The sequence below is a fragment of the Bradyrhizobium sp. SZCCHNR1093 genome, from assembly GCF_032381175.1.
Lineage (GTDB): Bacteria > Pseudomonadota > Alphaproteobacteria > Rhizobiales > Xanthobacteraceae > Bradyrhizobium.
On sequence record NZ_JAUHJJ010000005.1, the window covers coordinates 441,260 to 461,011 of the forward strand.

Below are 19,752 nucleotides of genomic sequence, written 5' to 3' on the forward strand. Positions count from 1 at the left end.
ATGAAGGCATCGTCCCGGCGAACGCCGGCGTTCGACGGGACGACAGCGGTTCACTTGGCAACGCCAATCTCTTTCAAATATCGCATCACGCCTGGATGGATCAGTGCGAGATCGGGCGCTGCCGCAACGGTGTTGGCGGCCGTGGTCTCGCAGGCCTGCGCCAGCGTCCTGCACAGCGCGGCTTCCGCGCCATGCAGCGTCTTCGCCAGCCGGTAGGCAACGTCGTCGGGCAAGGTCTCGCGCACCAGCACGAAGCTCCATGACCCGATCGAATCGATCGCCGCGTCCTGCCCGGCATAGCTGCCGGCAGGCACCGTCAGGGCCTTGAGGAAACCGTGCTTCGCCCTGACCTGCGCGATCTCCTCGGCGGACGGCGCGATGAAGCGGGCACCGCCCGGCGCCTTGGCCATCGCCGCGAAGCCGGGCCAGCCGATACCGGCGCCCCACAGCGCCGCGGCGCGCCCGTCCTGCACCATGGCCGGGCCGTCGCCAGCACGGTCGAGATAGATCGCCTTGAAGTCCTGGTCCTGCTGCAGGCCGAGCCCGTCGAGCATGTAGCGCGACATGATCGGCAGGCCCGAGCCCTTGGCGCCGAACACCACCGTCTGGCCGACGAGATCGCGGATGCTGCGATAAGGACTGTCGGCGCGCACCACGAACAGGCCCGGGCTGGAAAAGATCGCGGTCAGGATCTTGAGCCGCGTCTTGGGGCGGTCGATGCCCATGAAGGCCTGGTAGGCCGGCTCGCCGGCGACGAGGCCGAGATCGAGCTCACCCTGCTCCAGCAGCGGAATGTTCTCGTTGCTGCCCTTGGTGTTGCGCGTGACGATCGCAAGCCCGGCATCGGCGTCATTCAGGGCCTTGGCAAAGGCATCGCCATAGAGCGGAAAGCCGCCGCCTGGCGTCGCGGTCCCGAGACTGATCGTGAGCTTGCTGATGGCGTTCCCTCCCTGCTGCGCTGCGGCGGCGCTGGACACCAGCGCAACGGCAAGGCCGAGCATTCGCAACGACGTCATGAGCCTGCCTTTCCCTGCCTGCGCGTCCGACACAAGCTTGTATGCAAGCGTGCAGATCTATGGAAGCATGTCGCCAAAGACGACGACAAGAACTTCGGGAGGACGAGATGAAGTGGGCGCGCACGTTCCTGGCCGGCCTGGTGGTCACGGCATGCCTGGCGATACAACCGGCCGCGGCGGCCTACCCCGACCGTCCGATCCGCTGGCTGATCGGCTTTGCACCGGGCGGGCCGGTCGACATCGTCGCGCGCATCATGGCGCAGTGGCTGTCCGATCGGCTCGGCCAGCAGGTGGTGGTCGAGAACCGCACCGGCTCGGGCGGCAACATCGCGGCCGCCGCCGCGATCAACGCGCCGCCGGATGGCTATACGCTGCTGTTCGTCGCGCCCAACAACGCGATCAGCACCTCGCTCTACAAGAAGCTGCCTTACGACTTCATCCGCGACACCGTGCCGGTCGCCAGCATCATGCAGCTCACCAACATGCTGGTGGTCAGCAACGACGTGCCGGCCAAGACCGTCAAGGAGTTCATCGACTATTGCAAGGCCAACCCCGGCAAGATCGCCTTCGCCTCCTCGGGCAATGGCACCTCGGTGCACATGGCGGCCGAGCTGTTCAAGGCGATGACCAAATGCGACATGCTGCACGTGCCCTATCGCGGCTCGGCGCTGGCGTTCCCGGACATCATCTCCAACAAGGTGCAGTTGATCTTCGACAATCTGCCGACGGCGCTGGAGCAGGCGCGCGGCGGCAGCGTGCGCGCGCTCGGCGTCACCTCGCCGCAGCGCTGGCCGACGGTGCCGGACGTCCCGGCGATCGCCGAGACCGTGCCGGGCTACGAATCGGTCGGCTTCTACGGCATCTCGGCGCCCAAGGGCACGCCGCCTGAGATCGTCGAGATTCTCAACAAGGCGGTCGGCGAGGCGCTGAAGGACCCCAAGCTGGTGGCACGGCTCACCGAGACCGGCGGCATCCCGCGCGCGATGACGCCGGCGGAGTTCGGCAAGCTGGTCGTCGACGAGACCGAGAAGTGGCGCAAGGTGGTGGAATTCGCCGGGGTTTCGGTGGACTAGCGTCGCGGCGGGCCGAGACCGGGCCGGCGGCGACGGCGGCGCGCCAAAACGATCCGGTAGCGGCATTGCCGGATGGCTGGCCAGGCTGTAAACGGAGCCCGAACCGTCGTTGGGGTTCCACACCGCGCCGGACAGGCCCGCTCCTGCCCGCCGCCAGCAAGACCTCCGCGCCGCGGGGCCTGTAGCTCAATGGTTAGAGCCGACCGCTCATAACGGTCTGGTTGCAGGTTCGAGTCCTGCCGGGCCCACTCGCAAAGTCAATAGTTTACGGCTTGCGGGCCAAGTGCCTCTCCAGGTCAACCACTGTTTCGACCACCGATACGTTCTGCTTGCGGTCCTTTGACGTAATCGCGGCCGCGGCCTCGCGCATGTAATCCGGATGATGATGGCCATATGTGTCGAGCAGTACCTTGACCGACATTCCGAGAAAACCTGAGGCCTGCCAGGGGTCGGCGCGCCTCTGCATGAGCCGCGTCGCTGCCGTGTGGCGCAGCGTGTGCGGCGAGATATTCCCCTCCCTCAGCGACAGCCCTGACAGCCGCACCGCGGTCGCAAATCCAGTTCTGACGGATTTGACCGGCTGGCCGTTCCATTCGACGAAGTGCGAACGCACTGCGCCGCGCCGCGTCCAGCGCCGCATGTGCGCCAAAAGCCGTCCTGGTATCGGTACTGGAGGCTGCCGCTTGTTAGTCGCTCGCTTGCCCTCCGCGAGGCGATAGAAGATCCCCCGATCGAGATCGACGAATGACCGGCCTCCGTCGCGCTCAGGCGAAGCCGACGCGATGGCCCCAGCGCGCGTACCAGTGTACAACCCGATCAGCAAGAAACGGGCGATATGGCGCAGCGGCCGCCGGCTCGGAGAATTCCTCCATGCGGCGACTGGCCAACTGCGAGCAAGGAAGTCGTTGCCGGGATGGAGACCTGCTCGGCCCAACGCCGGATGCGGTCAACCTACCTTGCTCATGACGTTGACCAGATCGGCATCGGCAGGCGCGTCGGCAGGAGCCAGGGTCGGAGAGGTCGCACGTTGTGGCCGCACGGACTGAGCCGTGGCGACAACGCTCGAGCGGCCGACGATGATGTGGGCGGTGATGACAGCCGGAACGCCGAGCCCGAACGCAATGTGGACCGTGCTGATCCAGGGCCGAAGCGCTTCGGATCCGACGTAGTAGAGCCCGAACGCCGTCGCGATGAGCAGACCATACATCGCGAGGCTGACGATACCGGTCGCTCGATTCTTCCCGGCACGCCACGCGCGCTGGACGTGCACGGGACCGAGCGCCCCAAGCAGCATCAGCGTCACCATTGCAGTTCCGCCATGCATGCTCAGCAGGAATGCGGCGGCCTGCTGCCACATCTCGCTGTCCAGCTCCGTGCGGGTCTTCATCTGATCGGCATAGATCCACAGCGCCCCGCTGGCGAACAAGAGTCCGAGAATTCCGTAGAGGGCGAACCGAAACAAGCCTTTAAGCCGCATGCTGGTGAACTCCTTGCCAGTCCGGTGTCGTATGAATGGCGCCGTTCGCCGCAATCAACATCGCGCTCGCCTGGAAGCGCGCCAGTGGCGCCGCAGCCTGTTGGCCAGCCACCATCACGACCTTGGTGAGGGCGTCGGCAACCATGCAGGTTGGCGCGCTCACGGTGGCGCCGTGGGCCACCCCTGTGGGCAGCCGGGTCGAAGGCGTGACGACCGCTGTATCCATTGTTTCCATCGATCGAAACGGGTCGAAGCGGCGCGCCGACGACGCGAGCGCCCCATTGCTTACTTCGACCTGGCACAAAAGCCTGTCTGGGAAACGCGGGTCGCGAATGTGGACGATGCGGGCATCGGGCCCGAAGGCGGCGAGGTCCCCACCTGCATTGACCATTGCGGAGCGCACGCCGCGGCTCTGCAACGCCGCGATCGCGCGGTCCACGGCGAACCCCTTGGCGATGCCGCCGAGATCGATCTTGACGGCGGAATCGCGGAAACGGACGCGGTCGTCGGCGAGCAACTCGATCGCAGTCGACTGCGGGACATCCGCTTGCGCCGTCGAGCCCACAGACGGCCTTCCCGCGCCGGCGACGGCAACGTCGAAGGCGCCGTCGGAGTGATGGGTCACATCGAGCGCCATCTTCAGCACGGCGTAGGTCCAGGAATGCACATTCACGACGCCGCTCGATGCCGCGCGGTTCAGCCGCGACACGTCGCTGTCGGGATCGTGGAAACTCATCAGCCGATGCACGTCGGTCACCGCGGAAAACGCAGCTTCAACGGCATTCTCCGCATCGCAGCGGTGTGCATCCGTGACGTCGATCTCGACGAATGTCCCGAGCAGAGCCCGTGCTCGTCGAAGGCTAGCGGAAGTGGCTGGCATGATACGACAGCACCTTCTTAACGCCCTCGGTCAAGTGGGTCGAGGACAGCGTGGCGCCCGAGATGTTGCGAATGTCGGAGTTGATGCGAAGCTCGTTCTGACTGCTCTTGCCGACGAACTGACCGAGCCAGCTGGCATCGTGCACCTCGCCGCCATAGGATTCGCGATAGTTCAGAATGTCGACGCGACGCACCCGCCCGTCGGGTCCGACGGCAACCGTGTAGTCGATCAGAAGGTGCTTGCCGACGACGTGATCGTAATAGAAGTAGCCGCCATTGCTCGCCTTCCATACCCTGCCCGGCTGGACTTCGGAAAAGCTGGCTCCCGGAAAAGCGGCCTTCTGCGCCTCTTCGACGCTCATGTACTGAATGGCATGGGCCGGTGCGGCGATCGACATGACGGCCACTGCGGGCGCCGTCCATTTCAACCAATCGCTCATCTCGTCCACCTCGACTTTGTTTCCATGGTACGCCCTCCCTCGCCGAACGCATTTTCGTCTTCTCAGGGCATCAATCGCTGTCAACCTCTCCTGCGAAGCCGTCTAAACGGCAGCAGCGACGCTCCGAACCATCCAGTTCAGTGCGACAATGAACCCGAGCGATCGATCACACTTTGCCTCGGCAACAGCCCTACCCGTTCGCGGGTCTGCCTCCGTCCTTGCGACGTTCGCAACCAAGCGCGCTGCAAATGGCTCCGAATGTCAGTCGAGAGAGTAGTGTTTCGATTGCGGCGAATTGCCACGTCGATGTTGGCGATTTGCCGGAGCGGCTGAGGAATAACAATGTTGCTGCAGATCGCCACGTCGCGGGGACCGCGCTCGTGCAGCTTGCGGCACGCGAGCCTGACATTTCAAAGTCATGCAAAGACGTTTGCAGCCGTTTAGACCGATTCAAAATGCGTAATTCCTTCTTCGAACCGGACCTGGAAAGCGCGTCGCGTTTGGCAGGCGATCGTCCTTCGCGGCGGTAAGGCGGCCGCGCAAGAGCATCGCTGCGCACAAACGAAGGTCGGCGCCGCAGATGTGGCGCCGACCTCGTGAACGACATGGCAGAAGACCGCTGCAACTACCACGGCATCTGGTTCATTGCCTCCCATGGATTGCCACCATAGGGCGAGGGCACGACCTTGATCTTCGCCATCATGCCTCCGTCCTCATGTTCGAGAATATGGCAGTGATAGACGAACTCGCCGACCTGTGAGAACGGGATATCAATCACCACGGGCTTCGACGTGCACTGCCCGTTCCGCCACTGCTCGATGCTGCAGACCCCGCTCTGGGATTCCATTACTTCCGGGACGTTCGGAGTCGCGACGCCGAGCGGGACGTTGTCCTGCAGCATGCCCCCGCCGATGCTCCTGTTCAGCGATACTGATAGTGGCGTGTTCTCCCCCGCCTTGCTGTTGACGGTCCGGAAGCGCGTCTGGTGAATGTGGAAGTTGTGATTTTCCGTCGACAGCTGCACCAGCTCCCAGGTCTCGTGGACGGGGCGCTGTCCCGGCGCGAGCGGTAGGCAGACGATGTTCTGCGACGGGTCGAACTGGCTCACCGGAAGCTGGGTGCCGGGCACCGGGTTGCCGTTCTGATCGACCTCCTCATAGCCGAGACCGAAGGTGCCGTCGTCGGTCAGGTCGGCGATGCCGAAGAAGATCCGGCGGCGATGTCCCGCCGGCAGCGGACGGCAGCCGGCACGCAGCGGCGCAGCGTTCGCATACGGCACCTTGGCATCGAGGATGCCTGATGGCTGCATGGTCGCCAAGGCGTCGCCCCTGATGTCCATGGCGTAGGCGATGTGGTTGCGCCAACCGCGCTGGTGGAAGTGCACCTTGGCGAGATCGACCGCCGGCCACTGATCGCCGCTGCCCATCGTCAGTCCGGCCATCTTGAAGGTCGCGGAGGCAGACCGCCCGAGGCTGGCGATCGCACCCGTCGCGGGATCGCGATAGGTGACGAACACTTCGGTGCGCGAGCTCGGCATCATGACCATCTGGGTGACGCAGACCGGCTTCGAATGGAAGCCCGACGTCGGCGACGGCGGACAGGGAACGACCCTGAAGCGGGCGCCGCCGAGACGAACCATGGTGTCCATCGTCGTATCCTGCGGCAGGTTCACGCTCACGCCGTCGACCGAGATCAGCTGCATGACCATCGGCTTCTGCGTCTCGTCATCGGTCAGCTGAAGATTGTAGGACAGGCTGCCGGACGCATTGGTGAGCCGCCAGATCTCGCCATCGGGATCGGTGACCTTGATCTTCGGGAACGTCTGGCCGTTGACCGTGAAGAACCATTTGCCGCCGGAGAAGTTGGAGCCGCCATCGGCCGACAGATCGACGCCCGGGCACGACCCTTCACGCACTTCGGAGCTGCCTGCCGGAAACTGGGCGCAGAAGCCCGGATCCTGCTGGTTGATCACCTCGCCCGGCTGGACGTCCACCGGACCGCCGTCGAACTGCACCGGGCCGCCGGGCGCGACCTGAAGATCCTTCAGAATCAGATGGCGCACGCTCGCGTCCGGAAACGGCGAATGCCTGGCATCGCCATGCGCGTAGTCCGAGACCTCGCCGACCGAGATGATGCCGGCCAGCCCCTGCGAGACCTGGTTGAGCGAAATGCCATGGATGTGCGGGTGAAACCAGAACTGGCCCGACGGGTGGTTGCGCGGAATCTCGATGCGGAAATCCGCGGAGTCCATCTTGTTGGAGCCGTGCTGGTGGGTGGTCTGCGGCACCGGCATGCCGTTGGCCGAATTGAAGATCTGGACGAAGACGTAGTCCCCGAAGGTCTGGTCGGTCAGCGTCGGCGCGCGCGGCTCGACGATCAGCCCATGGGTATGAAGGTTGGTCGGGTTGCGAAACAAATTGGCCTGACCGGGATCGGTGTTGTGATTCACCTTGGCCGGGTCGAGCTGCGGCAGCTGGTTCACCAGCCTGATCTTCAGCGTATCCCCCTTCTGCAGGGCAAGTCGCACGCCACCGTAGTCCGCCACCGCGGCGCCGGCCGGACATTTGTCGCCTGAGGCGGGCCGCCGACAGATCTCGTAGACCCAGCCGGTCGGGTTCATCGGCGAGCCCCCAGGGGGCGCATAGGTGATCGTCGAGATCGGCTTGGGGCGTGCGATCATCAGCAGATCGAGCACGCCGTGCCAGCTCCTGAACACCGTCGGCTCGGCCAGATCATGGGCCTGCGCCGCAGGACCCGCAACGGTCAAACCGGCCAACATCGCGGCCGCCGATGTCAGTAATCGCAGAGTTGGCTTGCGCACACGCCCAACTAACATGCCTGATCCCCATCTGGCTCGAGATACACCGGTAGGAACGATCACCGTCCCCGGGATGCGGAATTCGAATGAGCAGTCCGAACTCATCAGCCGATCTGCCGCATCGTCCCCCTCTGCCTTCGTCGCTACGTCGGGTGGCTCCTTTGTGACGTTTTCTTTCGCTTTGTGAGAATTGCCGACCGGCGTTTAAGAATCGATCTAACTACACATCCAGCCGGCTGCGTTGTGCGCGTGGCGGACAGCAGCGACACAAAAACGACAACCAGCTCCCCTAGCTCGCCATGAAGCTCATGAGATCGTGTCGGACGCGAACGCTGCCGGACATGTTTGTGAGTGCCCCGCTCCGAGGAGACCGAACGATGCTGCTTGCTGTTGTTCTCGCATGGGCCTGCAACGTGACCGGCATGGCCTGTGGAGCACCGACCACCGAGATCATCCAGAAGGCCTATGAGCAGGAGGCGCCGTCGTCCGGAGTCCGCCACGACAAGGGCCTCAAGATCGTCGAGGCGACCTGCGACAAGGGCGACGAGGGCGGCCGTTTCCTGTGCCAGGTCTCGTTCGTGTCGGAGGACGACCCCGACAAGCGCCTGTATTTCGACATCGTCTCCGCGGCTCTCACGGACAAGGGATGGGTGCTGACGAGCGGATTGTGCAAGCGCTGAGCGCCACCGACCGACAGCCGCATCGGCTTCGATCGGGGCATGCCGGTGCGGCCGTCCGGCGTCCACCGTCGCGCCTCGATCCAGATCGGATCCATCCTCACAATTGGCGGCGTCCCGAACGTTGGCGTTGATGCATCCGAAGTAGCCTGGACTCAGGCGACAGAAAGGGCGGCCCTGCTTGAGCCAGCGGAGGCGCCGTGGGGGTTGACGGCATCTGCGCAAAACTTTCGTTAGCTGAATTTGTCGGCTGGGCCGGCGCCGGCGTCGGCAGCAGCGTGAGAACGGTGACGTCTTCGCCCCGTTGCAGCGTGACCGATCTCGCCTCGACGAGACGCAGCGTCCAACCCCGATAGTCTGCGCCGGTTCTGATCCGCAACGGCGTCTTGCTGCTCGTATCGACGAACACGGCAAGGCCGCGGTCCCCGTTCACGACGGTGCCGACGAGCGCGAGCTGCGGCCGTTCCGGAACGGACGGCTCCTGCACCACCGGAGCGGCCACGACGGCCGGCGGCGGGACATCGGTCGGCGGAGGGCGGCGAGACGGCGAGAACAGCGGGCGTTCGCGCGTTGCCGACAGCTGCTCGAGCGGAATGCCCCACAATGGGTTGCCGGTGCGCGACGGCGGTCGCTGCGCGATGGACGAGGCTTGCGCCGATCCGCTCGGCTGTTCGGCGGAGACCGCTTCCGAGACGTCCAGGCCGGTCGAATGAGCGATGCCGAACGCCGACCCCACCGCCAGAACGCTGCAACAGCCGATCATGCAAAGCTTGGCGAGACTGCTCATTGCGGGCCCTGCCACTGTCCAGAGACCGTGATCAGCACGCGCAGTTTTCCGCTGGATGCCGCCGCGGGGGCGTGCCCCTCGACGACCAGCTCGTCGACGAACAGACAGGGCATGCCGGCCTCCAGATCGTAGAGGATCGGCTGCAGGTCGGACTGACCGGCCTCGAAGTTCGCGCTCCCGCTGATATGACCGTCCTTGGCACGGGGGCCCTGCACATCGAGCTGCGACGACGACACGCTGCCGCCATGACGCGTCACCACGTCGCCGAGGCGCTGCAGCAGCGCTGCTCCTGCTACGGTCACGGTCGGTCCTTCGAGAAAGGCCGATCCCGTCATGCCGGCATCGCCGTTGCTGTCCTGACGCGCGGCCGCCATGCTGTGGGCGTCCAGCAGGTGGAGTGTATCGGCGAGCGAGGTCACTTCGCTGCGCTGATCGATCATGCTCTTGATCGACAGCACCGTGACCGAGATCAGCACGATCAGCAGTCCCGCATAGGCGACCGCGGCGATCGAGGGCGATGCGGAATTATCCGTGACGAGCTTTGCGACGCTCATGTGCCAAGTCCAAAATGGGGCTTGATGCCAGCTTCGATATGGAACCGTTCTCCGGGATCCTCAGCCGAACGCGTGGTCGGCGCGAAGAAGGTCGCACGCGTGAAGTGCGCCGACTGCTCGATCAATTTGACCAGCGCCGGCGCGTCCTGGGTCATGCCGACGATTTGCATCCTGTCCTTCTCGATCCGCAACTCGGTCACGTAGGTGTTGTCCGGTAGGATCCGGGACAGCGCCTCCAGCAGCACGACCGCTGCGGGAGTCTCCTGCTTGCGTCGCATCAGGCCACGCAGCGCGGCACTGTCGACCCCTTGCAGATCGAGGCGCAGCGCTGCGCGCCGATCCGAGATCTTCTGCGCGAGCTGGCGTTGCTGCTCGTCCAGATGTCCTCCCAGCAGGCTCGTTGTCGCGAACGACAGCGCCGCCGCGAGGGCGGCGACCATCAGGAGCGCGGTGAGGACGCGACTGATACGGCCGACGTCGAGCGCTCCCTCCAAGCGCTGCTCGGTCAGCCTCGTTTCGCTGAACGCAATGAGCCGGTCGTCACGCGGCGTCGGCGCCGTCTCGGGCGCAGCAAACAGGACGATCGATCCGGCACGCCAGGACTCGGCAAGGCGAATGAGCGGATCCAGCTTCGCTCTTGGTGCTGCGATCACCATGGTCCGAATGCGCTCACCCGATATCTCTACTGGCGCAGTCCTGCCGAACACGGCCTCTTCGGCCGACCACGGCGTCAGCCGATCGAGCTGCGAGCGTATCATGGCATCGAGAAACTCGACGGCCCGCTTGGGCAGATCCAGCGGCCGCCACAGGAAGCGGTCCGATCTCAGCACCACTTCGATCCGGCTGCCGCGCAGGACTGTCTTCCAGCTCTCGGGAAGTGCGGGAAAGGCCTCGTGGCCGTCCGGCAGACGAACGCGACAATCCGGCGGGACCGGTCGCCGAGGCCGCGCGACCATCCGCATGATGAAGACGTTCCGTTCGGTCTCGATCAGCCGAATCCCCGGCCTGATATTGAGCCGGCCGATCGCGGCGACGATGGTTTCGGCGACGGAGCCGATCCAGGCCGCCAGTTCGTGGCGCACTCTCGTCGACATCGTCATCTCGGCGCCCTTCCCGCTTGTTTGAGCATCCCCGGAGCATCGACATCATCACGCCACGACAGCACCCGGTAAGGATCGTCACCATCGCCCATTAGGATGACCGCCTCCGTCGCGGCCCGGCGACCGCCGTCGAAGCCGATCGTGACCCACACGCGGACGGCATCGGCGACCTCCAACGTCGCTGCGGCGCGTGCGGGACCGAGCGCCGCGTTGAGCGACCTGACGTCTCGACGCAGGCCGGCTCGCTGCTCGAGGAAGCTCTTCAGCTGATCCGGCGTCATTCCGGGAAGCGCGGCCACCACTTCGGGGGCGGCCTCGAGCGGGTCGACCTCCGTGCGGCCGCTGAAGACGGTCACGAAGGGCATCGCCTTGTCGACCAGCGCCGGCGGCAGGCTGAGCACCAGCCGAAGCTCCTCGACACTTGCGAACGGCGCGGTGCGCGGCATGTAGTCCGCACCGGCTGTGCGGTAGAGATCGCGCTCTGCGTCCGCGCCGGTCTCGGCCGGCGGCGTTCGCCAGCCGACGATCCGCTCGGCATATTCGCCGGCCCTGTCAGCGCGCGCGCCGAGACCCTCTAACAAGGCGGCCAGCATCTGCTTGGAGGCATGATTGAGATCGATGCGAGCTGCTTCCGACCGAAACGCGACGGAGACCTGCGCATGATCGAGCCGGAACGAAAAGGCCCCGGCAGCGGGGCGCTGCGGCTTCGGCAACGCCAACAATTTGTAGGCCGCAAGCTCCAGGCCGGCGGGGACCAGCGCGGCGGATCGCAGGCGCGCATCGTCGAGCGACAGCCGCTGGGCGGTGCTGACGAGATAGACGGACAGGGCTCCCGCGAGTCCTGCGAGCGAGACAAGGAGCCAGAGCACCGCCACGAGGACGAAGCCACCTTCCCGATCATCGGGATCAGACTCTCGCGGATGGCTGTCTCGGCACATGATCATTGCTTCGATGCCGCGGAGGCACGCCCGACCGTCGCATCGGCGGAAAGCGCCTGCCTGTCGCAATTGGTGTCCGCGGGCCGGCAGACGCTGTCGGCCGGCGCCGAGACACGAATGACCGCGATCCGCGACAGCGACGGCGCGCTCCCGCGGCTTCCGTCATGCACCGTCACCCGCACGGCTGCCGGCAGCTTCTCTGCATTGCGCCACGACGGACTCCAGATCCGGTCGGACCCCGCATAGGCGAACGACACCCGGTACGGCGCCTGCAGCAGCACGACCGGATCGGCGAACTCCCAGGCGGACACACTGCCAGGTGCGAAGGCCGCGCGAGTCCGCGTCAACGCCACGTCGTCGCCACCGCCGCTTTCGGCGATGCGGATCACATCGAGACCCCGGCCCCGCTGCGGTCCGAGCGCCGTTCGGACGAGCGTGATCGACGTCTCCGATCCGTCGAACAGAACGGACCTGGCCTGTCCATCGGGCCTCATGAACTCGGCGGCCGCGATATCGGCGGCAATGCGGTCGAGCGCCACGCTCACCGATTCGCTGCGCTGGATACGATGCAGACCGCGATTCCAGTTCGGCAGCCATTGCGCCGTGATCGCGAACAGCGCGGAGACCAGCAGCCCCATCACCACCATCGCGACGAGGGCTTCGACCAGCGTGAAGCCTGCTCGACGATCGTTGACCCGTGTCGTCATCACTCGGCCCGCCTCCGGAACAGCCGGACGGTTTCCAACTCCATGGTCGCGCCCGATGGCGATCGCACCTGGAGCATGATCTTCTGCGGGATCCAGGCGGATGCGCCGCCCGGCGCGCCGATATCGACGGGGAAGGGCTCCGCCTGCGCGCGCCAGAGATGTGCCGTCGCCTCCCCCGACTGCGTCGGAGATGCCGGCGGCAGGCGCGACGGAAAGGCCAGCCACAGCGCGTCGTAGGCGGCCTGCACCAGCGCGACGTGCTGCTCCAGCTTCCTGCTGCCGCGCGCCGAGGACCCCATGAGCGCACCGATGGCGACGAGCGACACCGCCACGATCGCGAGCGTGACGAGCGTTTCGATCAGCGTGAATCCCGCTGTCGCCCTATCGCTTCGACAGACCAGCGTTTGAGACAACTTCGATCCTTCCTGTCAGCCAAGTGACGCGAATTTGGTAGCCGGCGTCGAGATGGGTGAGCGTGATGACGCCGCCGCACGACCTGCCAGATCCGAAGAAGCTGATGGTCTCGAAGGCGGGCCGCTCGTCGCAACTGCGCGGCAGCACCGTCTCGAACCGCACGTCCGCAGGTAAGCGGACGACCTGCCCGTTCGCGCCCGAGCGGAGCGACCGCGCCTGCGCATCGATGCGAGTCGTGACCTCGAGGCCCCGCCTGATCGCGGCATTGCGATCGGCCTTCAACAGCGCAGCAGCCTCGACCGCATAGGCTTCGAGTTGCGGCCGCGAGGTCTGCCGCGAGACGGCGGGGACCGCGACGGACGCCAGCAGCGCGACGATCGCAAGCACACAGACCATCTCGATCAGAGTGAAGCCGGCTTCGCAGCCGTCACGGCCAACCATCGTTATTTGGCACCCATCGTGATCGACGAAGAGATGTCGGCGGCGAGATCCACGCCCCCCTCCTGCCCGTCCGATCCGTACGACACGATCTCGTAGGGCACATGCTGCCCGGGCGAGCGGTAGACGTAAGCGTGGCTCCAGGGATCGCTCGGGACGTTTCCTCCCTTGAGATAAGGTCCCGCCCAGCCTGGGATGGTCGAGGCGGGCCGGACCAGCGCGGTCAGGCCTTCCGACGAGGTCGGATAGCGGCCGGTGTCGAGATAGAACAGATCGAGCGCGCTGGAAAAACTCTGAATTTGAATCCGGGCCGTCTTGACCCGGGATTCGTTCAGGGAGGACAGCACACGCGGTCCGATCAGACCCATGATCATTCCGATGATGGCAATGACGACCAGCATCTCGACGAGCGTGAAGCCGCTCTGAGGGTCGTCGCGCGCGGTGCGTCTCCGCCGCGCGGTGCCGCTGATCCCTGCCTGTCTCATGCGATGGTCCATCTTGGGCTACCCGACGAGTTGCGTCACCGACAGGAGCGCCGTCATCACCGAGACGATGAGACCTCCGACGACGGTGCTGATGAGAATGATCGCGGCCGGACCGACGATGCCGACGATGCGATCGAGGCCGCGTTGCAGCTTCGCCTCGTAGAACTCGGCGATGCGTCCGGCGAGGGCCGGCAGCTGTCCGGTCTCCTCACCGATCCGGATCATCCGCGTCGCCATCGCCGGCAGGATGTTGGTCGCTGCCAGCGCCTCCGATAACTTGCCGCCGTGACGAACGCGGTCGGCGGCGGCGTTCCACGCCGCACCGCTGCCGGTGACCGACATGATGTCGACCAGGATGCGCAGCGTCGCCGTCAATGTCAGCCCGCTGCCGAGCAGGATCGCCAGATTGCGGCAGAACACGCTCGTGCGATACGACCGGAACACGGTCGCAAGACCCGGAAGTCGGCAGACCCGCGCAACCACCGCAGCCCGTACGCCGGCGCGGCTGAAAGCGAGAAGACCTGCAGCGATCAGCGCGCTTGCCGATAGCGCCATCGCCGTGCCGTTGCCGCGCACAAAATCAGAGATGTCCAGAAATGTGTTGATAGTGGCATCGGTCCTGGCGCCGAAGTCGCGCAGCACGGCCGAAAACTGCGGCAGCACGACGATGAAGAAGAACAGCATCACCAGACACGCGGCGATCAGGACGAAACACGGATACTGCATCGCGTCACTGAGCTTGCGACGCATGGCTTCCGCGCGCGCCCGCTCGGCGCCGAGCACGTCGAGCACGTGATCGAGGGTGCCCGAGACCTCGCCGACCCGCACCAGCGCGACATACATCGCAGGAAACTGCACAGCATGATGCGACAGCGCTTCGGCGAAACTTTCTCCCGCCAGCACGCTGGATCGCAACCGGCTGATGATCGGACGCAGGCGCCCGATATCGGCGTCGCCGGCCAGCAGTTCGAGCGACTCCTCGAGCCGTGCCCCGGCTTTCAACAACAGCGCCAGATCGCGCGTGAAGGTCGTGACATCGCCGTGGGTCGGACCGCCGAGCAGCGCAAGCATGTCGCGCGCGACGAAGCTCGCGGTCCTTTCCTCGATCGTCTCGATCGGCAACAGCCGCAGATACTCGATCCGGTCAATCACCTCCTTGGCCGTCGCAGCCGAGATCGTGCCGCGCACCACGTCGCCGTTCTCGGTCAGTGCGCGATAGCGGAACTTGCTCACCGGCTCACCGCAACGTTGTAACGCGCAGGATTTCCGCGACCGACGTGGCGCCGGCCCGGCACTTTTCGAGGCCATCGTCGAGCATCGTGGTCATGCCGTTCAGAATGGCGCTGCGGTCGATCACGGCCGCATCGGCCGTGCCCTGGATCAGCGATCGGATCTCCGGATTTAGCTCCAGGACCTCGAAGATGCCGAGCCGGCCGCGATAGCCGGTACCGCCGCAGCTCTCACAGCCCGCCGGCTCGTAGACCGTCTCGCCGACGTCGAAGCCTACCGCGGCGTAGCGCGGGTCCGCGCAGAGATCGGCGGCGCTCAGCATCCTTTTCGACCTGCAGCGCTCGCACAGCCGGCGCACCAGCCGCTGCGCGATCACCGCGCGGAGCGTCGATCGCAACAGAAAATCTTCGACGCCGAGATCGAGCAACCGCGGCACCGCCGCCGCAGCGTTTTCGGTGTGCAGCGTGGTCAGCACGAGATGGCCGGTCAGCGCCGCATGGACCGCGACATGGGCGGTCTCGTCGTCGCGCACCTCGCCGAGCATGATGACATCCGGGTCCTGCCTCACGAAGGACCGCAAGGCAGAGGCGAAGGTCAACCCGATCGATGGCTTGACCTGCGACTGGTTGATGCCGGGAATCTCGTACTCGACCGGATCCTCGATCGTGAGGATCTTCCGCGTCGGCTCGTTGAGGATCGACAGCGCGGTCGCGAGCGTTGTGGTCTTGCCGCTGCCGGTCGGCCCGCAGATCACGATCATGCCATGCGGCAGCGCCAGCAGCCGGCGGAGCGATCGATCGTCGTGCGGGGCAAAGCCGAGCTTCTCGATGGCGAGCAGGCCCCGGTCCTTCGGCAGCAGCCGGATCACCGCCGACTCGCCATGCTGCGTCGGCATCACGGCAACGCGCACGTCGAGCTCGAAGCGGCCGGCGCGGAGCCGCGCAGCGCCATCCTGCGGCAGGCGCCGTTCGGCGATATTCAGCCCGGCGACGATCTTGATGCGCGAGATGACGGCTTGGGGCAGCACGCCCGACGGCTCAGGGACCGGCTTCAGCAGGCCGTCCACGCGCATCCGGACCGACAACCCGCTCCGCATCGCTTCAACGTGAATGTCGCTGGCGCGCAGCTCGACCGCCTGCTCGAACAGATCGTTGACGGCGCGCACCACCGGCGCTCCGGTGGCGAGGTCGCGCAAGCTCTCGATGTCGTCGTCGCGCAGCTGCGGCGCGGCCACCTCGTTGCGCGCAGGCACCTCGTCATCACCGGCGAGCCGGTTCAGCGCGGTGGCAATGTCCTCGGTGGAGGCCACCACCAGCTCGACCGCGCCACCGAACACCAGCTCCGCGGCGCGTGCAGCCGCGGTGTCGCGGGGATCGGCCACCGCAAGGCACGGTCCGTGCCCCCCGGATTGGAACGGAAAGACCATCGTCTCGCGCAGGAAGCGCCGTGAAAAATGCTCGGCCAGCGGCTTGGACGCCAGCAGATCCGACAGCGCGATCCGAGGCAATCCGAGCTGTCGCGCGATGTCGTCGGCGGATTCGGGAATTGCGGCATCGGTCGCCGCCGGTGATCTCATCCCCGCGCTTTCGCGCGCCGCGCCGACCGGTCGAGCGGCGAGACCGTCCGCCCCTCCGCCACCCTGCAGATCGTCAGCAAATCGGAGAAGAGGAGTCGAGCTCATGGCGCGTCCCGTGATGGATCGTTGTCGATCACCTCATTGCCGAGGGCCGGATCGTTGAACGGTTCGTTGTCGATGCCAAAGATGACACTTCTGCGGTGACCTGATTAGAAGAACTACAAACCCGATCCCGAATCAGCCGCACCAACCCTGGTCGTCTGTGTCTGCCGCCATTCGAGCGCGAGGCGCTGACCGTCGACGATCTGATCGGAGGACATCTTGAATGCGACCGCATCGCGAATTCGCAGATAAGGCTCGCGCAAGGGAACGGGCGCGGCAGCCGCTGCCAGGCTCAGCCATTTGTAGGCCAGCACATGGTCCCGCCACACGCCATGCCCCTTGTCGTAGCTCAGGCCCAAATGATGCTGCGCCGTGGGATCGCCGCGTTCGGCGGCTCCGGCATAGAGCTCGACCGCGGCCTCGTAGGACTGCGGGACACCGAACCCGTTGTCGTACATGTAGCCCAGCGCTGTCATGGCCCGAGGATGTCCGCGCTGCGCCATCGGCGCCAGCAACGCCGCCGCCCTGACATAGTCGCCATGCGCGAGCGCCGCCCATCCGTCTCCCTTCGACCGCGCGCCGGACGGAGCGGTGCTCAAGGCAAGCGCCAGAATGGCGAAGGCGGCCGTCGCTTGCCTCGTCATCGATTGCTCCGCGGCGCCTGGAGCGCACTCGTCGACACCGGCCTGATCGTGCCGCGCAGCTTGGAGCGCAGCTCCTCGGCGACGTAGTGCGCGTCAGTGCCGTCGCGGATGATCTGGGGGCGAATGAAGATGATCAGCTCGGTCCGTCCGCGGCTGCGGTCGTTGTTGCTGAACAGGTCGCCGAGGCCCGGGATCTGGTCGATCCCCGGAATGCCACTGCGGGTGCCCTGATGGGTCTCGCTGATGAGACCGGCCAGCAGGACGGTCTGGCCGCTGGCGACTGCGACTGAACTCTTCACCTTGCGCTGCGCAACCGTCGGCGTGAGGCTGTTGGCGGTCTGCGGCGAGACGTTGCTGATCTCCTGCTCGATCTCCAGCCGGACGTTGCCGTTCTCGTTGACCCGCGGAGCGACCCGCAGGATGATTCCGGTGTTGCGGTAATCGATCGTGTTGACGACCGTGTTGTTTGTCGTGAGCACCGTCGCGCTGCCGGTCGACACCGGCACCTGATCGCCGACCTGCAAAGTCGCCGCCTGGTTGTCGATCACCACCAGCGATGGGTTGGACAGCACCTTGACGTCGGTGACCGTATGCAACGCACTCAGGATCGCGCTCGGCTGGGATTCCGAGCCGACCAGGAAATTGAACCCGGGGAAAGCGCGGCTGAGAAAGGCGTTGGTGATCGTTCCCGCGGCCGAGGCAACCGTTGCCGGCGCCGATGTCGAGGTGGTGTTGAGCGCTGACCCCTGGTCGGGCTTCAGGCCGAGATTCTTGCTGGTGAGATAGGCCTGCACGCCGTAGTTCAGCGAATCGTTGAGCGTGACTTCGGCGATCGTCGCGTCGATTGCGACCTGCAGCTGCGGACGATCGCACTGACGCAGGGTGGCTTCGATCAGCCGGTAGTTTTCCCTGTCCGCGTAGATGAGAAGCGTGTTGTTGACGACGTCGGGCGTGATCCGCACGCCCTCCATGAGCGGCTTGCCGCCCGAACCCGATGCGCGCGATTCCGATCCCGTATCAAGGCCGGCCTGGGTCGGCGGCGGCGCCCCGCCGAAGCCGCGGTTGGCGACCAGGCCGCTGTTGCCTTGCTGCTGGCTCGAGAAGCCGCCCGACTGGGCCGTCGTGCCGGCAGCCGAGAGCCGCTCGCTGCTCGAGGTCGACGATGCTCCAGACCCAGGAGCGAGGTCCGAGGACGACGCTTCGGCCGCGCTGCCCGCGTTTCCGGTGAACATGTCATTCAGCACCCGCGCCATCTGGCGCGCCTCGCCATACTTGACACGGTAGACATGCACGCTGTTGCGCAGCGTGTTTCCGGCATCCAGCCGCTTGATCCAGGTCTCCGCCGTGTGCAGCAGCGCCGGCTTGCGGCTGATGACCATGACGGCGTTCATCCGGCTGACCGTCTGGAACTTGACCATGTTCTGGCCGAGCCCGCTATCGCCGGTGTCCATGATCTTCTCGAGCTCGGCGACGATCGGCTCGGGATTGCCATTGACGATCGGAAATATCCCGACCGACTGTCCGCGCATCCAGTCCGCATCGAAGCTCAGCGCGGCATCGATCGCGGTGCGGCGCTCGGCGCCGGTCCCCTGGATCAGCAGCAGGTTGCGGCCCGGGTCGGCGCGCACCGTGCCCGGCTTGAGCGCAAAGCTGTCGAGCAGCTTCAGCAGTGTCGGGGCGGAGACATATTGCAGCGGCAGCACGGAGATGCCGTAGCCAGGCTCTGCCGAGCCTCCGGCGGGATCGACGTTGCCGGCGCCGACCGCGTCACCGAGCGGAATCAGCCGGTATCCGGAGTTGTCGCGAACCAGCGCCGTCCCCGAGAGCCGGAGCGCGTTCTCGAGCACGTAGGCAACGTCCGATTTCGGGACCGGGCGCACCGAGGACAGGCTGACCGTTCCCTGGATCCTTGGATCGATGGTGTAGCCGGCGCCGAGGACGTCGCCGAGCACGACCTTGGCCACCGTCGCGATCGGCGTATTCTCGAAGTTCAGCTCGAACCCGTTGCCGACCGGCTGCGAATGCGCCGCCACCTGCTGGATCGGAAGCGAGCCCGCGGCCGGTGCTTCCGCTCGCGCATCCCTGGCATCTCGTGTATCGTCGTTGCCACCATAGATTTCGGCACGGGCGCGCCGCGCCGCCGGCGACTGCTCCGGCATCGCCTGCCTGGTATAGCGCGGCGAAAGGTCGATCCGGCCCACCTTGTCAAGCACGTCATCACCGCGGCTATCGCTGCCGAGCGTCGCCGGGTTGCAGCCCGCCAACGCGATCGACGTCATGACCAGCGTTGCGAGCGTGCGGCATCGCAGCCAACCTGCGCTCAAATCAGCAATCTCAACCACTCGCCCGCCCACCCGATCTGCCGAGTCCGTTCTTAGTTTCAAAGCACGCCCGGGC

The 19,752-nt window shown here is 65.7% G+C and carries 19 protein-coding genes, 1 tRNA gene and 1 pseudogene; 3 read left to right on the forward strand and 18 right to left on the reverse strand.

The window, feature by feature from the left end:
• Positions 1 to 50: 50 nt before the first annotated feature.
• Positions 51 to 1,016, reverse strand: coding sequence for a TAXI family TRAP transporter solute-binding subunit (locus QX070_RS19900; protein WP_315738687.1), 966 nt, complete (start codon positions 1,014 to 1,016; stop codon positions 51 to 53).
• Between the two features lie 107 nt (positions 1,017 to 1,123).
• On the opposite strand from QX070_RS19900, the gene QX070_RS19905 reads away from it, so the two are divergent.
• Entirely contained in the window at positions 1,124 to 2,089 is a 966-nt protein-coding gene (locus QX070_RS19905; protein WP_315738688.1) for a tripartite tricarboxylate transporter substrate binding protein, read from the forward strand.
• 175 nt (positions 2,090 to 2,264) lie between these two features.
• Positions 2,265 to 2,337 (forward strand) — tRNA-Ile (locus tag QX070_RS19910).
• A gap of 17 nt (positions 2,338 to 2,354) precedes the next feature.
• Here the strand turns inward: QX070_RS19910 and QX070_RS19915 are convergent.
• From QX070_RS19915 to QX070_RS19935, 5 genes and pseudogenes are all read right to left on the reverse strand, one after another.
• A pseudogene (locus QX070_RS19915) lies at positions 2,355 to 2,942 on the reverse strand (tyrosine-type recombinase/integrase); the annotation flags it as partial.
• A 93-nt stretch (positions 2,943 to 3,035) separates the two neighbouring features.
• Positions 3,036 to 3,566, reverse strand: coding sequence for a hypothetical protein (locus tag QX070_RS19920; protein WP_315738689.1), 531 nt, complete (start codon positions 3,564 to 3,566; stop codon positions 3,036 to 3,038).
• Positions 3,556 to 4,446 (reverse strand): FAD:protein FMN transferase, encoded by an 891-nt coding sequence (locus QX070_RS19925; protein ID WP_315738690.1) that lies wholly within the window; start codon positions 4,444 to 4,446, stop codon positions 3,556 to 3,558. Before QX070_RS19925 ends, QX070_RS19920 begins: the two co-directional genes overlap by 11 nt.
• The gene (locus QX070_RS19930) at positions 4,427 to 4,885 is read right to left on the reverse strand and encodes an FMN-binding protein (protein ID WP_315715594.1); all 459 of its coding nucleotides are present in this window, start codon (positions 4,883 to 4,885) and stop codon (positions 4,427 to 4,429) included. The genes QX070_RS19925 and QX070_RS19930 overlap by 20 nt, the downstream gene beginning before the upstream one ends.
• Positions 4,886 to 5,510: 625 nt before the next feature.
• Positions 5,511 to 7,505 (reverse strand): multicopper oxidase domain-containing protein, encoded by a 1,995-nt coding sequence (locus QX070_RS19935; RefSeq protein ID WP_315738741.1) that lies wholly within the window; start codon positions 7,503 to 7,505, stop codon positions 5,511 to 5,513.
• Between the two features lie 575 nt (positions 7,506 to 8,080).
• Here QX070_RS19935 and QX070_RS19940 point away from each other — a divergent pair.
• Positions 8,081 to 8,383, forward strand: coding sequence for a hypothetical protein (locus QX070_RS19940; protein WP_315738692.1), 303 nt, complete (start codon positions 8,081 to 8,083; stop codon positions 8,381 to 8,383).
• A gap of 97 nt (positions 8,384 to 8,480) precedes the next feature.
• Here the strand turns inward: QX070_RS19940 and QX070_RS19945 are convergent, their stop codons facing one another.
• From QX070_RS19945 to gspD, 12 genes are all read right to left on the reverse strand, one after another.
• Positions 8,481 to 9,167 carry a hypothetical protein gene (locus QX070_RS19945; RefSeq protein ID WP_315738694.1) on the reverse strand — a complete coding sequence of 229 codons (687 nt, stop codon included), beginning with the start codon at positions 9,165 to 9,167 and terminating at the stop codon, positions 8,481 to 8,483.
• On the reverse strand, positions 9,164 to 9,721 hold the full coding sequence (gspM, locus tag QX070_RS19950) for a type II secretion system protein GspM (protein ID WP_315738695.1): 558 nt from the start codon (positions 9,719 to 9,721) through the stop codon (positions 9,164 to 9,166). Before gspM ends, QX070_RS19945 begins: the two co-directional genes overlap by 4 nt.
• The gene (locus tag QX070_RS19955; protein WP_315738696.1) at positions 9,718 to 10,815 is read right to left on the reverse strand and encodes a PilN domain-containing protein; all 1,098 of its coding nucleotides are present in this window, start codon (positions 10,813 to 10,815) and stop codon (positions 9,718 to 9,720) included. Before QX070_RS19955 ends, gspM begins: the two co-directional genes overlap by 4 nt.
• 2 nt (positions 10,816 to 10,817) lie before the next feature.
• Complete coding sequence (locus QX070_RS19960) at positions 10,818 to 11,759, reverse strand: type II secretion system protein GspK (protein WP_315738697.1); 942 nt, start codon at positions 11,757 to 11,759, stop codon at positions 10,818 to 10,820.
• Between the two features lie 2 nt (positions 11,760 to 11,761).
• Positions 11,762 to 12,466, reverse strand: coding sequence for a prepilin-type N-terminal cleavage/methylation domain-containing protein (locus QX070_RS19965; protein WP_315738698.1), 705 nt, complete (start codon positions 12,464 to 12,466; stop codon positions 11,762 to 11,764).
• Entirely contained in the window at positions 12,466 to 12,879 is a 414-nt protein-coding gene (locus QX070_RS19970; protein ID WP_315813765.1) for a type II secretion system protein, read from the reverse strand. Before QX070_RS19970 ends, QX070_RS19965 begins: the two co-directional genes overlap by 1 nt.
• Positions 12,848 to 13,321, reverse strand: coding sequence for a Tfp pilus assembly protein FimT/FimU (locus tag QX070_RS19975; RefSeq protein WP_409999173.1), 474 nt, complete (start codon positions 13,319 to 13,321; stop codon positions 12,848 to 12,850). Before QX070_RS19975 ends, QX070_RS19970 begins: the two co-directional genes overlap by 32 nt.
• A 2-nt stretch (positions 13,322 to 13,323) precedes the next feature.
• The gene (gspG, locus tag QX070_RS19980; protein WP_315738699.1) at positions 13,324 to 13,803 is read right to left on the reverse strand and encodes a type II secretion system major pseudopilin GspG; all 480 of its coding nucleotides are present in this window, start codon (positions 13,801 to 13,803) and stop codon (positions 13,324 to 13,326) included.
• Positions 13,804 to 13,821: 18 nt separating this feature from the next.
• The gene (locus tag QX070_RS19985) at positions 13,822 to 15,036 is read right to left on the reverse strand and encodes a type II secretion system F family protein (RefSeq protein ID WP_315738700.1); all 1,215 of its coding nucleotides are present in this window, start codon (positions 15,034 to 15,036) and stop codon (positions 13,822 to 13,824) included.
• 4 nt (positions 15,037 to 15,040) lie between these two features.
• Positions 15,041 to 16,714 carry a GspE/PulE family protein gene (locus QX070_RS19990; RefSeq protein ID WP_409999174.1) on the reverse strand — a complete coding sequence of 558 codons (1,674 nt, stop codon included), beginning with the start codon at positions 16,712 to 16,714 and terminating at the stop codon, positions 15,041 to 15,043.
• A gap of 113 nt (positions 16,715 to 16,827) precedes the next feature.
• Positions 16,828 to 17,355 (reverse strand): tetratricopeptide repeat protein, encoded by a 528-nt coding sequence (locus tag QX070_RS19995; RefSeq protein WP_315738702.1) that lies wholly within the window; start codon positions 17,353 to 17,355, stop codon positions 16,828 to 16,830.
• On the reverse strand, positions 17,352 to 19,709 hold the full coding sequence (gene gspD, locus QX070_RS20000; protein ID WP_315738704.1) for a type II secretion system secretin GspD: 2,358 nt from the start codon (positions 19,707 to 19,709) through the stop codon (positions 17,352 to 17,354). Before gspD ends, QX070_RS19995 begins: the two co-directional genes overlap by 4 nt.
• Positions 19,710 to 19,752 lie beyond the last annotated feature (43 nt).